We start from the raw sequence: 13,957 nt of genomic DNA on the forward strand, positions 1-13,957 counted from the left end.
GGAAAAGGAAGCCTCCTATGGTCGCACCATGTCAGCATTAGCCAAGGGTAAGAGCTTGCGAATCCTATTTTCTGCGCTCGGCATTCTAATCGCCACGATGATCCAGCCGGCGCTGGACCAGACTATTGACGAACCTGCAGGTCATCGGTGAGCCGATGGAAGCTGCTCTGCCTGAATGCCCCTCCCATAGCTTGCTGCGGCAAATCTCGGTGCGCCTTCGACGGCCGATGCGACGTCTCCCGGTGTCGCAGCCCGAGACCTTGGTCCCATGGACGTGTCTCCCGAAATGGCGATTGCTGCGCACCTCGGCAGCAGCCGAAAAGATGGCGACAGCTGAGCTTCGCGCTTCATGACGCCCGATCAACTCCAGACTTTCGTTTCGGTGAACTGGCAGCCTTGCGACGAGACGCCCCCAGAGAATCCAGCCGGTTTCGGCAGGCACCCTATAACAATCACCTCACTTTCAGCCTCGGCTCTGGCCAGTCCACTCTCGCCAAACCGAGCCGGGTGCTCTGCGACACGTTCTGCGTCGAGACCTGTGGGTTCTGTGTTGCGCCACCCCGGGAAGGTGGAGCGCACGAATCGAGGAAGTATCATGCCGGACTTTTTGTTCTTGATGCGGCTCCCAGCGTCGGCAGTTCTGCTCGGCGTCACGGACCGGGCCAACCGAGGTGCTGACAATATCCTAGTCTGCGCCTCCATAGCGCCCCCCACCCATAGCTGTTTCCAGGAGAGCTGATCCGTGCGTTATCCATTTATCGCGGCAAGTGCGGCCTGCTTTCTTGCTGGCTGCGCGAGTGTAGGCCCAGATTACACCAAGCCAGCACTTTCTCTCGCCGCCAACTATGCGGAAAATGCAGGCAAAAGTCCTCCAGTGATGCCAGGGACTCGCTGGTGGGAGGGGCTTGGCGATCCCACACTCGATGGCCTGATCGCGCAAGCACAGATATCGAACCTTACTGTTGCTCAAGCCATTGAGCGCGTGGGCGAGGCGCGCGCAACTGCCAAGGCAACCGGCGCCGAAGGATTGCCAGAACTTGACTCGTCGGGCTCCTTCGAAACGAAGAAGACGGATAGCGGCTCTGCCACAACGACTGCTTCCGGTGAGTTGGCGGCGAGTTGGGAGATCGACCTCTTCGGCAAATATCGACGCAGCCGAGAAGCTGCCCTTGCCACGCTGGGGGCCACCGGAGAGGACCTTAACGCCGCGCGCCTCACCCTTCTTGGTGACGTCGCGACCGACTATGTCGAGTTGAGAGGTTATCAAAAACGCCTGGGGGTGGCGCACCGGGAACTCGAAGCAAAGCGACAGGTCCTGACAATTACCCGCTCGAACCGGCGAGTCGGCAACGCGACTATTTTGGATGTTGCTCAGGCAGAAGGCAGTGCAGCTAAAACCGAGGCAAATATCCCTCCCTTAGAAACTTCGTTGCAGGCATCGGTGAACGCACTTGCGACCTTGCTTGACGTCCCTGTGTCGACCCTTCGTACTCAGTTGGCCACCGGCGGCGAAGCTGTCCCGATGCCTCGGCACAGCGTCGGAAGTGGCGTGCCTGCGGATCTTTTGCGCCACCGCCCCGATGTTCGTGCAGCGGAAAGAAGCCTGGCAGCGGCAGTGGCCGATATCGGAGTGGCCGAGGCCGATCTCTACCCGAGCCTGACGCTTTCGGGGTCGTTGACTGTTTCCGTGGAGCGTATCGCCGGCGTGTCGAATAGGAGCACTGGCTGGGCGCTGGGCCCATCACTTGACGTTCCTGTCTTCAACGCCGGTCGGCTTCGCGCGCTGGTCGATGTCGAACGGTCGCAGGCCAACCGACAGTATTTTGCTTACCGGCAAACCGTGATGAATGCCGTCGAGGAGGTGGAAAACGCTCTTGTCAGCTTCAGTCGCGCGAAACGACGGCGAGCGGCCCTAGAAAAGAGCGTTGCCGCCTACAGACAGGCGGTCGACCAGTCCCGTGAACTCTATGAATCCGGTGTCATTGACTTCCTTAATTTCTTGGACGCACAAGACGATCTCTATTCCGCTCAGGACACGCTCGTCCAGAGCGAAGTCGCCATAGCAACGGACTACATTACGCTCTGCAAAGCGCTCGGCGGCGGCTGGACAGCTAGCCCGGCTCCGAAAGCTCGAAAGCCGGGAGTTGATCACCCGAACCCACAAATCTGAGAGGCGGTTGGCGAGAGTTCCATCGGTGCCGCCAGGATGCGACGCCCGCGACCGGCGCGGGCTTCGGTCCAAACCAGATTCGATGTACCCCTTGATTCAGACTTGGGTCGGAGGTGACGGGACGCATGAGGCTGCAGCGGGTTGAGCTTGCGATCTGACGACCTCGATGCCGTCGGGCGAACTTTACTCCGAGGATGAGTTGGGCAACTGATAACCGTTGAGGCGACGCTAGCTTGTCTTCTCGGCGTCTTCAGCAAGCTTGAAGACCATCGCGAGGGCTGTGTCTTGCCCGATAGGCAGTCTTTCAAGCGCACCGTGCACGGGGCGCACCGTGACAAAGGCCTAATTCGCACAGGCGGTCAGCGGTGGAAGCGCCAGGCCGGGCTGGGATACCGCTGCTAAGAAAGAGACAGAAGATGGATCGTGGGCCCCAAACAAAACATGACGCCTCTATTTGCCCCCTGCTCGCAATCAATAGCGCATTCGATCGTCCCGGGTGGGACGTCGGATCCCCTCCGAAGCAGACCCTCCGATCGGCTGCAAAGCGGGTTATCGAACAGCGCTAGGCTGAACGATGTGGTGGCTCGGCTTTTACGCCAGCTGATTGAGCAGGGTCCTCGCCATTTTCAAGTCAGCCGTGTCGAACCCCTCGGTGAAGCGGTTGTAGACGGCCTGTAGCGGCGCCCTCGCATCGCGGGGCCGGCCGTGTTCGTTGAGCAGCCGGGCTAACCTCGTCGCAGCACGCACCTCCCAGGAGAGCGCCCTCTGTCGGCTCGCCCAGTCGAGCGCTCGGCGGAAGAGATCTTCCGCCTGTGTCGCAGCTTCGGACCCGCCCTGGCATAGCAGAAGCTCGCCCTTGATGCGCAGCAGCTCCGGCAGGCACCAGTATTCTTCGTTACGCTCCGACCGGGCAAGCGTCCGATCGATGGCCGCAAGGCCCTCAACGGCCTCTCCCGCCTGACCGAGGGCACTCGCCAGCTCTGCTGTGAAGAACGTGCCGTGAATGTGGAATTCGCTCTCGGAGAGTTCGCCGAGAGCAGTGCGGAGCAGTCGCGATCCGGCTGCGGCATCGCCCTGCCTGACAGCGAGCATGCCCCGAAAGCCTGCTGCCCAGGTGTTCCAGGGCACCATCGCAGAACGGTTCGCGAGATCGAGCAGCATGACAGCGAAGCCGTCGGCCGCCGCCAGATCGCCCCGGAAGAGCGCAACCGGGAACGCCGCCCGCGTCAATACGTAGGACAGCGATAGCGGATTAACGGCTTTTGCCCGGTCGATACCGCTTTGGGCCAGGCGCATCGCCTGGTCGGGAAATCCTTGCAGCCACAGAACCCGTGCCAAATTAGAATACGCCGCCACGCGCCGATGGAACGGAAAGCGAAGCAGGTGTCGGCGATCGGCGAGGGCAGCGTCGCGCGCCAGGGCGCGTTCGAGGTGCCGCCGCGCGCCGACCTGGTCACCCAGCATATGCAGCGCGTCGCCGATCATTGTTTCGCCGTCAACCGCGTCAGCTGGGCGGGCCCTTGCAAAGCCATTAAATCGTACCGCGAACGCTAGCGCCTCCCGATAACGCCCACTCGTGAGATGATGTACGTAGAGCCCCCAAAGGGTTCGCAGGCGATAATCGCAGTCATCCAGGTTCTCTGCGATATCGAGCGCGCGCTGCCACCAGGCCTCGGCTTCGGGAGTGGTTCCGCCAGTCAACAACCGGACGGCGCCCAAGGACGCGAGCAATTGCATCTCACGGCGAGCGTCGGGGCTTGGCAGCGACGCGAGGCTTGACAACGCCTGCTCGACGCGGCGGCAGCATTCCCAGATCAGCGACAAATCTGTCCACAGCGGCACCGCCGCGACGGTCAATGCGATGCCGGTTGACGCATCGCCACCCGGCGAAAAGGCCCAATCGAGTGCGGCGCGCACATCGTCAATGTGGCGGCCGTAATCAGCCAACCACGCGACGGCGGGGCGGGTTTCCCATTCCGCTTCGGCCCGCTCGAACACGTCCCGGTAATATTCGGCGTGACGATGCGCGACCGCTTCCCGCTCGCCGCGCTCGCCAAGCTTTTCGATGGCGTACGCGCGAGTGGTGTCGAGCAGTCGAAACCGGATTCCGGCGCCGGCCGCTTCCGCCAATACAAGGGATTTCGCTACGAGGGTTGAAGTCGCCTCGACGACTTCCGACGGCGCAATTGCCGGCGGACTTGCCGCAACCGCGCCGGCCGCCTCAAGGCTGAAAGGGCCGGCGAATATCCCCAACCTACGTAACACCAAGCGCTCGGGCTCAGGCAGCAGCTCATAGCTCCAGTCGAGTGTCGCCCGCAATGTCTGATGCCGTGGCAACGCCGTTCGCCGCCGGGCGATCAACAGATGGAACATATCGGCCAGCCGCTCGGCGATGTCGCCGACGGGCAGCACTGAAGCGCGCGCTGCCGCCATCTCGAGTGCCAGCGGAATGCCGTCGAGCCGCCGACAGATCGCTGCGATTACTTGCGTAACCTGCCGGTTGGGCACGAAGCTCGGGCTGGCCGCCCGTGCGCGTTCATTGAACAGCCGAACGGCGCCGAAGCGCAACGCCTCCTCTTCTTCGGCATCTTCTGGTGGAAGTGCGAGCGCTGGCACGGGGTAGAGCCATTCTCCTTCCAACTCCAGCGGCTCCCGGCTGGTGGCAAGGAGACGGACCCCGCGGCCGGCACGCAACACGGCTTCAGCCAAGTCGGCGGCGCCTCCGATGACGTGCTCACAGGTGTCCAGCACCAGGAGCAGCTGACGATCGGCGAGGGCTTGCCCGACGCGCAGCGGCGAGAGGTCGCAGACGCCGAGTGGGAGCCCGAGCGCTGTGGCGACCTTGGCCGGAACCAGGCCGGCATCCATCACCGGAGACAATTCGACCAGCCACACGCCATCGGCGAACTGAGGCAGCAGGTGACGTGCGCAAGCCAACGCAAGGCGTGTCTTCCCGATGCCCCCGGTACCAGTCAATGTGACGAGTCGACGGCTAGTGACAAGGCTGATGATCTCGCGCAAATCGTCCTCGCGCCCGACCAGTTCCGAGACGGGCTCCGGCAGGTTCGTCGGGCCCGGAACGCGTAGCGAAGGCGCCATGGAGATGTCCGCGCCCTCGTGAGGGTACGGGATACGAGGCTCGCTTTGGACCTCCCCGGTGAACTGATAACCCCGGCCGGAGACCGTGCGGATCAAATCGCGGTCCGCTCCCAAGGCGGCACGTAGATCCGAGATCTGCGATTGTAGGGCGTTTTCCTCGACGATCCGTCCGGGCCAAACGCGCGTCATCAGCGCGTCCTTGTCGACCACTGCTCCGCGCGCCTCGATCAATGCCAGCAGCACGTCAAAGGCGCGCCCGCCAATCTTTAAGGCGTGGCCGTCCGCGAGCAGCTCGCGCCGGTGCGAGAACACGAGAAAACGCCCGAACGCAAGGCCCGCCCAGGTTTCGGAGCCGGGCTGCATAGGAGATAAGGTAGCAGATGCGCCAGGATATTTCAGTTTTTTCCAGTGAAGCCGGCTCGCGCCAGCATGCGCCCGATTATTCCAGGTCAATCCAACCCCGGAGGAAGATTCACCAGACGCCGCCGAGTAGGGTCGGTGAGCATCCGGTCTTTAACAACGGTGGCCAAAAGAAGGGGAATCCGGATGATTGCCAAATCCTTTACCCAAAGATCGGAACTCGTAGCGGAAGGCACGGCCGGAAACCTTGTCGAGCTGCTGGTTGTCATTGACCGGACGATCTCTCGGGGCGAGGGGCCCTGCGCGGCACGAGAAGGGCGACGGGGAGGCGCGGGTGCCCAGCATGCTGAACCCCGTCGAAGCATACTGACGATTGCACGTCCTGATAACGCGTCTATTTATCGAACCGATCGGTTCGATCTTGACAGGTGATCTCAACCATTATACCTGCGGCGAGTAAATGAACTGAACCGTAAAGTTCAATTTTTTTTTGAGGATCTATGCGTTCGCTCAATAGGTGGCTCCGGCTCAGCATCGCTGTGTCTGCAAGTCTCACGCTTGCTGGCTGCATGGTAGGCCCCGATTTCAGCTCGCCCGCAGCTCCGTCTGTGGAGAGGTACACTGTAGAGCGCCACCTCAAGCCAGCAAGCGCGACGGCTGTCTCGGGGGGGACCGGGCAATCATTTGCCTCCAGGGAGAAAGTCTATGGCCAGTGGTGGAGTCTATTTCATTCGAAGCAGATCAATGCGCTCGTGGAGGAAGCGGTCCGCAACCATCCTGACCTGAAGGCGGCGCAATTCGCTTTGCGCTCGGCCCGCGAAAAGGTTCTTGCCGAGGGCGGTTCCCTCCTTCCCGAAGCGAGCCTGAGCAAATCGGCGACACGCGAGAAAAGCGGCACAGCCTCGGCTTACACACTCTACAACGCCTCGGTCAGCGTTTCATACAGCCTCGATATTTTCGGCGGGACACGCCGGCAGATCGAGGAGTTGCAAGCGCAGGCCGACTACCAGCGTTTCGAGCTGGAAGCGACTTATCTTTCCCTGACCGCCAATGTGGTGACGGCGGCCATCACGGACGCTTCGCTCAGGGCTCAGATCGCCGCAACAGAGGACATCATCAAGGCGGAACGCGACCAGCTCGACCGCGTGCAGCGCCAGTTCGAGCTTGGCGCCGTGGCGCAATCCGACGTGGCTTCGCAGCAGTCAACGCTTGCGCAGACAGAGGCGACCTTGCCGCCGCTCCAGAAGCAGCTTGCGCAGGAACGCGACCAGCTCATGGCCTATCTCGGGCGCCTGCCTAGCGAGGATCAGGGCGAGAAAGTCGATCTTTCCGCCCTGGCGCTGCCCCGGAAACTCCCCGTGAGCCTGCCGTCCTCGCTTGTGCGCCAACGGCCCGATATCCGCGTGGCCGAGGCGACACTTCATGCGGCGACGGCACAGGTCGGAGTCGATGTCGCGAATATGTTGCCGCAGGTGACGCTTACTGGCAGCTACGGCGGTTCCGGCAACTCGACCTCCAACATGTTCTCTGCCGAAGGTGTTGCCTGGAGCGTCGCGGCAAGCGTCACGCAGACCATTTTCGATGGCGGAAGCAACTATCACACGAAGGAGGCGAGTGTCGCGGCTTTCGAGCAGGATCTTGCCAACTACAAGAGCACAGTGATCGGCGCGTTCCAGGATGTCGCCGATTCCTTGCGCGCCGTTCAATTTGACGCTGACACCCTCAAGGCCCAGGCGGCGGCAGAGAAGGCAGCAGCAGACAGTCTGAGAATTGCCGAGGAACAATACAGGGCCGGAGCCACCTCTTACGCGACCATCATCGACGCGCAACAGACGTATCAGAACGCCCGTATCTCGCGCGTGAAAGCCCAGGCCGCACGTTTCACCGACACGGTAGCCTTGTTCCAGTCGCTTGGCGGCGGCTGGTGGAATCGTGTCGACGAAACGCCCGATGCCGCGCCGCGCGTCAAGCCAGGTTACTTCGCCGGGCCTTCCAAGAAGGTGCTGTCGACGGCCTTTTCAAGGAATTGAGGTGACGTAGTCATGATGAAGCGCATGATTTTTATGTTGGCGTGCTTCGGCTTGGTCTTTGGTGGCCTGTACGGGTTCCAACAGTTCAAAGCCGCAATGATTCAGAAGATGATGGCAGGAATGGCGAACCCGACTCAGACCGTCTCTGCCATTTCAGCTGCGGCGGAAGGCTGGCAGGACACGATCGAGGCAGTCGGCTCGCTCAGCGCCGTCAACGGCGCCGATCTTGCCCTGCAGGTCTCGGGTATCGTCAAGGAGATAGCACTCCAATCGGGCGACAAGATCGAAGCCGGCCAAACCCTTTTGCAGCTTAACGCCGATGACAACATTGCCAAGCTCGCGGCACTGCAGGCAACCGCTGAGAATTACATGATAACCCTCAAGCGCGACGAGGAGCAGCTCAAGATCAAGGCGGTCAGCCAGGCGACGATCGATAGCGACATCGCCAACCTCAAGAACGCTGGCGCCCTTGCTGCCCAGCAGCAGGCTGTTGTCGAGCAAATGACCTTGAAGGCCCCCTTTGCCGGCAGGCTTGGGATTCGCGCTGTCAGTGTCGGCCAATACCTCAGCGCCGGCACCACAGCCTTCACACTCCAGGCACTCGATCCGATTTTCGTCGACTTCTATCTGCCGCAACAGGCGCTCGGCCAGCTAGAAGTCGGCCAGTCGATCACCGCCGTTGTCGATACCTATCCCGACCGGAAATTCGCCGGAGAAATCACTGCTATCAATCCGAAAGTCAACTCATCCACGCGCAACGTCCAGCTTCGTGCAGTCATAAAGAACGCCGACAACTCTTTGCTGCCTGGAATGTTTGCCAAGGTCACGGTCTCTATCGGAAAACCGCAACAGTTTATCACGCTCCCGCAGACAGCCATCGTCAGGAATTCCTACGGCGATAGCGTCTTCCTCATTGACGGCCAAGGTGCAAATCAGGTCGCCCGACAGGTGTTCGTGAAAACTGGGCTTATGCGTGGTGACCAAATCGCGGTGACCTCGGGTGTGAAACAGGGTGAGACCGTCGTCGTCGCCGGCCAGATCAAGCTCCGCAACGGAACACCGGTCAAGATCGACAATTCCCACGTTCCTCCGGCCGAACCTTCACCCAACGTGGTTGACCAATAAGGCTCCGTCCAATGCGCTTCACCGACATCTTTGTTCGCCGCCCCGTGCTGGCGCTGGTAGTCAGCGCGCTCATTCTTGTGCTTGGGCTGCGCTCGATCACGAGCCTACCCATTTTACAGTTCCCGCGCACCCAGAATGCCGTCGTGACGGTCACCACCTCATATGCCGGAGCGAGTTCTGAGATCATTGCCGGGTTCATCACGACGCCTTTGGAAAACGCAATCGCGCAGGCCAACGGCATCGATTACATGACATCGACCAGTCAGACTGGGGTGAGCACGATCACCGTCAATCTCCGGCTAAATTACGACTCCGGCCGGGCTCTTACCGAGATCACGACGCAGGCGAATTCGGTCCTCAATCAGCTCCCGTCCGATGCGCAGCAGCCGACGATCACGCTTAAAGTCGGTCAGACGATCGATTCTATGTATATCGGCTTTACCAGCAAGGAGCTGTCGCCGAACCAGATTACGGACTACCTGATACGCGTGGTGCAGCCAAAGCTTCAGGCGGTCCACGGAGTGCAGACGGCGGAACTGATGGGTGCGAAGAAGTTCGCTTTGCGGGCCTGGCTTGATCCGGTCAAGCTCGCCGCCTATGGGCTGACTGCGACCGACGTCAAAAACGCGCTGAAAAACAACGACTACATTTCTGGTCTGGGCACGACGCAGGGCAGGCTCGTCCAGGTCAATCTTTCCGCGTCGACCGACCTGCACAGCCTGGAGCAATTCCGAAAGCTCGTGGTGAAACAATCGGAAAGCGCGATCATCCGACTACAGGATGTCGCGAGCGTCTCGCTCGGCAGCGACGACTACGACTCTGCCACGCTGTTCAACGGAGATTTGGGTGTCTTCATCGGCATCCAGACCGCACCCACAGCCAATCTCCTCGATGTCATCAAGGGTGTGAAAGCGGCGCTGCCGGACATAGAGGCGCAACTCCCCGGCGACGTGGTCATGAAGGTGCTGTATGATTCGACCGCCTTCGTGAATAGCTCCATTCGAGAAGTGCTCATGTCGCTCATGGAAGCGATTGCGATCGTGACGCTGGTCGTCTTCGCCTTCCTCGGAACATGGCGTTCGGTGCTCATACCGGTCATCGCCATTCCGCTGTCGCTTATCGGCACCTTCGCGCTGATGCTGGCGATGGGCTTCTCGATCAATCTCCTCACATTGCTCGCATTGGTGCTCGCCATCGGCCTTGTCGTCGACGACGCCATCATCATCGTCGAGAACGTCAACCGGCACATGGAAGACGGAATGAAGCCGCTTGATGCGGCAATCCAGGCGGCGCGAGAGCTTGCCAGCCCAATCATCGCGATGACGGTCGTCCTCATCGCCGTTTATATTCCGGTCGGTTTCCAAGGCGGCTTGACCGGCGCGCTCTTCACAGAGTTCGCCTTCACGCTCGCTGGGGCGGTCACCGTATCCGCAGTGATTGCCCTCACTCTTTCGCCGATGAACAGTGCCTATCTTTTGAAGCCTCATCAGGAACTCGGCGCGTTCGAGAAGCAGGTCGTACGCGCCATCGACGGCGCTCTGGAGTCGTTGACCAATGGCTATCGCCGCCTGTTGATAGGCACGCTCAAGACGCTGCCGGTTGTCGCAACCTTCGGCCTGCTGGTGCTCGCGAGCATCTATTGGCTCTATACGAGCTCGACCAGCGAACTGGCGCCTAACGAAGACCAGGGGGTCGTGCTGAGCCTGACGACGCACGCGCCGAACGCCACACTGGCGCAAAAGGAATTTTACGCAGCTCAGGCCTATGACCTTATCGCCAAGCGGCCAGAAACCAATACCGTCTTCCAGATCGTGACTGCGGGCCAGTCGATCGCCGGCTGGGTTCTGAAGCCTTGGGATGAACGGAAGGCGACCGCCGCTGACCTGCAGCCGGAGTATCAGACGGCGCTCGATTCAATTGCGGGCGTCCGCGCGTTCGCTTTCCAGATGTCGCCATTGCCGGGCAGCAACGGATTGCCCGTGCAGTTCGTGATCAGCACGACGAACGACTTCGCACAACTCAACACCGTGGCGGAGCAGTTCATGGTGGCGGCGCGCAAGACGGGACAGTTCATCGCGCTCGACAACGATCTTCGCTTCGACCAGCCGCATGCCACAGTTGTCATTGACCGGGAGAAGGCGGCCGAACTTGGCCTTAGCATGAACGATGTTGGCAGCGCCCTTGCTACTATGCTGGGCGGCAATGACGTCGGCTATTTCAGCCTCGACGGACGTTCTTACAAAGTCATCCCGCAAGTCCAGCAGAACGCTCGCCTCAACACCGACCAGCTTCTCGACTTTTCGATCATGTCTAGCGACGGCGTAAGCGTTCCCTTGTCGACTGTCGCCCGAATCGAGACCACCACCGTTCCGGAATCTCTCAACCACTTCCAGCAGGTCAATGCGGCCACGATCTCGGGCGTCACGATGCCTGGTGTCGCTCTGGGGGATGCGTTGGCGACCCTCAAGAAGGTCAGCGCTGACATACTGCCTCCAGGGTACACGATCGACTATGGTGGTCAGTCTAGGCAGATCCAGCAGGAGTCCGGCGGCTTCCTGATGACCTACGCCTTTGCGGTGATCATCGTGTTCCTGGCGCTTTCTGCCCTGTTCAACAGCTTCCGGGACCCGATCACGATTTTAGTCTCCGTGCCAATGTCGCTCGCCGGCGCTTTGATCTTCATCAGCCTTGGAGTCGGCGGTGCCAGTCTCAACATTTACACCCAGGTAGGATTGGTCACCCTTATGGGCCTCGTCAGTAAGCACGGCATTCTCATGCTAGAAGTCGCGAACGAACGGCGAGCCGAGGGAAAGTCCAAACACGACGCCATCGTCGAAGCAGCGAGCATTCGCCTTCGTCCGATCCTCATGACAACCGCCGCCATGGTACTCGGCGTCGTGCCCCTGATCACCGCTTCGGGTGCCGGCGCTGCATCGCGGTTCAACATAGGTCTCGTGATCGCAAGCGGGCTGTCGATCGGGACGCTCTTCACCCTCTTTGTTGTTCCCGCGGTCTACATGCTCATCGCAAAGGGGAACGAGCCGGCAGTGGCGAGCCAAGCCGTGTCAGAACAGGTCAACACCGCGTGAGGATTGCGGAATTTGATGCGCAACTGGAGAAAGGCGGGTATTTTTCAAGAGAGTGCGCTGACTCCGTGTCCGAGCAGCCGATCTTCCGCGACAAAGCCCGTCAAAAATCATCGCCCGTCGTGCAGTGGAGTGAACTTATCGATTGGAAAAGTGCGCAATCAGCGTCGCGCTGCAGCGTTGAACGGACGCGAGCGTCGGGCGATGTGACAGGTCCGGGCTAGTGCCGGAGCCAGCGAGTGGCAGCATTACGGTCCAGCTTCCGACCAATCTCGGCCCGCCTGCAACAACCAGACGGATTGCTGAGGTTTTTGGATCACTGGGTGACCACAAAAAAGTGCATTAGTCACGCGAACCCGAACACTGGTTCACATTCAGCGGCTGCCAGATCCAGTGACGAGTTCCATGGAAACACAATGTATGCTTGAGCAACTCAAGTGACCGCGCCCGCTTCATTGCGGGGCCAGCGGCGGTTTGGCTCGAGTGCATTGCCTTTCGCATTCACAGAAATGGGTTAAATGCCGGGGCGAATGATCTGGAGCAACCAGTCACTGAATGCCAAAAGGGATGAAGCATGACCAGTGTCACAACAAAGCAACAGCGGCGAAGCAAGCGAGCCCACGCACGCAGCGGCAGGCCACCGAAAGAGCTGGCTCATGAAGTGGACGAGCGTATCCTTGATGCGGCTCGCCGAGTGTTCCTAACGCGCGGGCTCGGCCGAGCCAGTATAAACGAGATCGCCCGGCTTGCTCATGCTGGGAAGCCGAGCATCTACGCACGTTACGCCACCAAAGAGGACTTGTTTGCTGCCGTTGCCATCCGCAATGCCACAAATATCAAGGCGGGGATCAGCGACAGCGCCGACGCCGGAAAGACACTCGCAGAGCGACTGACTCGGCTTGGGGTAGACGTTCTGGAGTACCTGTTGGGTGGCGACACAGTCGCCTTTATGCGTCTCTCCATGGCCGAGGTCGGCAGCTTTCCACACTTGCCAAGGGTCGGCCAGATGGCGCGCCAGCAGGGCGCCAACGCTGTGGCAGAGGTTCTGAGCGCAGTTGCCCGCTCAAACGAGATCGCGATCGTCCCCGCCTTTGCACCGGAGCGTGCCGCAACGACCGCCCAGTTTTTCCTTGACCTGGTAATAGGCCCCGCTCTCATGCGCGCCTTTCTTGGAGAAGACCTCAATCAGTTGCGCAGGGAGATCGCAGGCCATGTGGCCCTCAGCGTCAAATTCTTTCTCGCGGCATGCCTGAACGGCGGCGCCGACTGACTTAGCTCCGGGCTTTGACCGCAGCCGGTCCTTCGAATTTGATCTTTCCAAGCTTATTCATCCAGCCAACTAGCATGAACCCAAACTTGTCAACTCAACGAGGGGCTAAAGCTGCTGGTGAAACGCGCGGGAATCGAACCCGGTCAGAGTGACCCGCCAGCCCCGGCCGCATGCCCTGTCGGCGTAACGATCCGGCAGCTACCGACTCAGACCATGTCCAAACCTGGTCAGGCATGCCGATGACCGCCGGCGCATGGGATCTCACCAATGCCGCGCCTGCTTGGGCGTCAGAAGTAGCCAAATTGAAGATTCTGAGCCGGCGCTCGCCAAGCGGTGTGTCGAACTTGCGATCGTCCCACATCCACTCGGGCTGTCGCGGCGACGTTGCTCCCGCTTGAGCAGTTGAGGAGCCATTGCGGGGATCCGTCCAGCGCCTGCGAGGCAGAGATTTTCCAATCGAAGCGCTCTTCCGTAAATCGAGCATCGGGAACTGGAGGCAAGAAGGCCTCGCCAAATAGGCCAACAGGATTTCGTAAATCGTAACAAACGTCCCACACGTTCCATAAGTACCAAACTGTTTCACAAGTATAACATGTATCAAAATTGGTGATAATCGGGCAACATCTGGAGATATATCTGGACGTTTCAGATTTCAGATCGAAAAATACCTTTGAACAAACCATCATGACCGATAATCCCTTGCTGAGAGGCGGCGCGTCACGCCGCTTCGTGGACGGGGTTGAAGGCTGAAAGCTTGGCCGGCCCCTTTAACTTCACTGGAGGTCAAAGAATGAACATCAAGAGCCTACTTCTCGGC

Annotated in this window: 6 protein-coding genes; 5 read left to right on the top strand and 1 reads right to left on the bottom strand. The window is 60.2% G+C overall.

The window, feature by feature from the left end; translation table 11 throughout:
- The first annotated feature begins 742 nt into the window (after window positions 1–742).
- The gene (locus FJ938_RS12760) at window positions 743–2,170 is read left to right on the top strand and encodes an efflux transporter outer membrane subunit (RefSeq protein ID WP_140694142.1); all 1,428 of its coding nucleotides are present in this window, start codon (window positions 743–745) and stop codon (window positions 2,168–2,170) included.
- Between the two features lie 591 nt (window positions 2,171–2,761).
- On the opposite strand, the gene FJ938_RS12765 is transcribed toward FJ938_RS12760, so the two are convergent.
- Entirely contained in the window at window positions 2,762–5,722 is a 2,961-nt protein-coding gene (locus tag FJ938_RS12765) for a winged helix-turn-helix domain-containing protein (protein WP_140694144.1), read from the bottom strand.
- Between the two features lie 407 nt (window positions 5,723–6,129).
- On the opposite strand from FJ938_RS12765, the gene FJ938_RS12770 reads away from it, so the two are divergent.
- The 4 genes from FJ938_RS12770 to FJ938_RS12785 all read left to right on the top strand — a co-directional run bounded on the left by FJ938_RS12770 (window position 6,130) and on the right by FJ938_RS12785 (window position 13,140).
- Window positions 6,130–7,659, top strand: coding sequence for an efflux transporter outer membrane subunit (locus tag FJ938_RS12770; RefSeq protein WP_140694147.1), 1,530 nt, complete (start codon window positions 6,130–6,132; stop codon window positions 7,657–7,659).
- Between the two features lie 12 nt (window positions 7,660–7,671).
- Window positions 7,672–8,784: an efflux RND transporter periplasmic adaptor subunit gene (locus FJ938_RS12775; protein ID WP_140694149.1), complete on the top strand. Its 1,113-nt coding sequence runs from the start codon at window positions 7,672–7,674 to the stop codon at window positions 8,782–8,784.
- An 11-nt stretch (window positions 8,785–8,795) separates the two neighbouring features.
- Window positions 8,796–11,873, top strand: a complete 3,078-nt coding sequence (locus FJ938_RS12780; protein ID WP_140694151.1) for an efflux RND transporter permease subunit — start codon at window positions 8,796–8,798, stop codon at window positions 11,871–11,873.
- A gap of 571 nt (window positions 11,874–12,444) precedes the next feature.
- A complete protein-coding gene (locus FJ938_RS12785; protein WP_140694153.1) occupies window positions 12,445–13,140 on the top strand; it encodes a TetR/AcrR family transcriptional regulator in 696 nt (231 codons plus the stop codon).
- Window positions 13,141–13,957 lie beyond the last annotated feature (817 nt).

Source organism: Mesorhizobium sp. B2-4-14 (assembly GCF_006442155.1).
Lineage (GTDB): Bacteria > Pseudomonadota > Alphaproteobacteria > Rhizobiales > Rhizobiaceae > Mesorhizobium.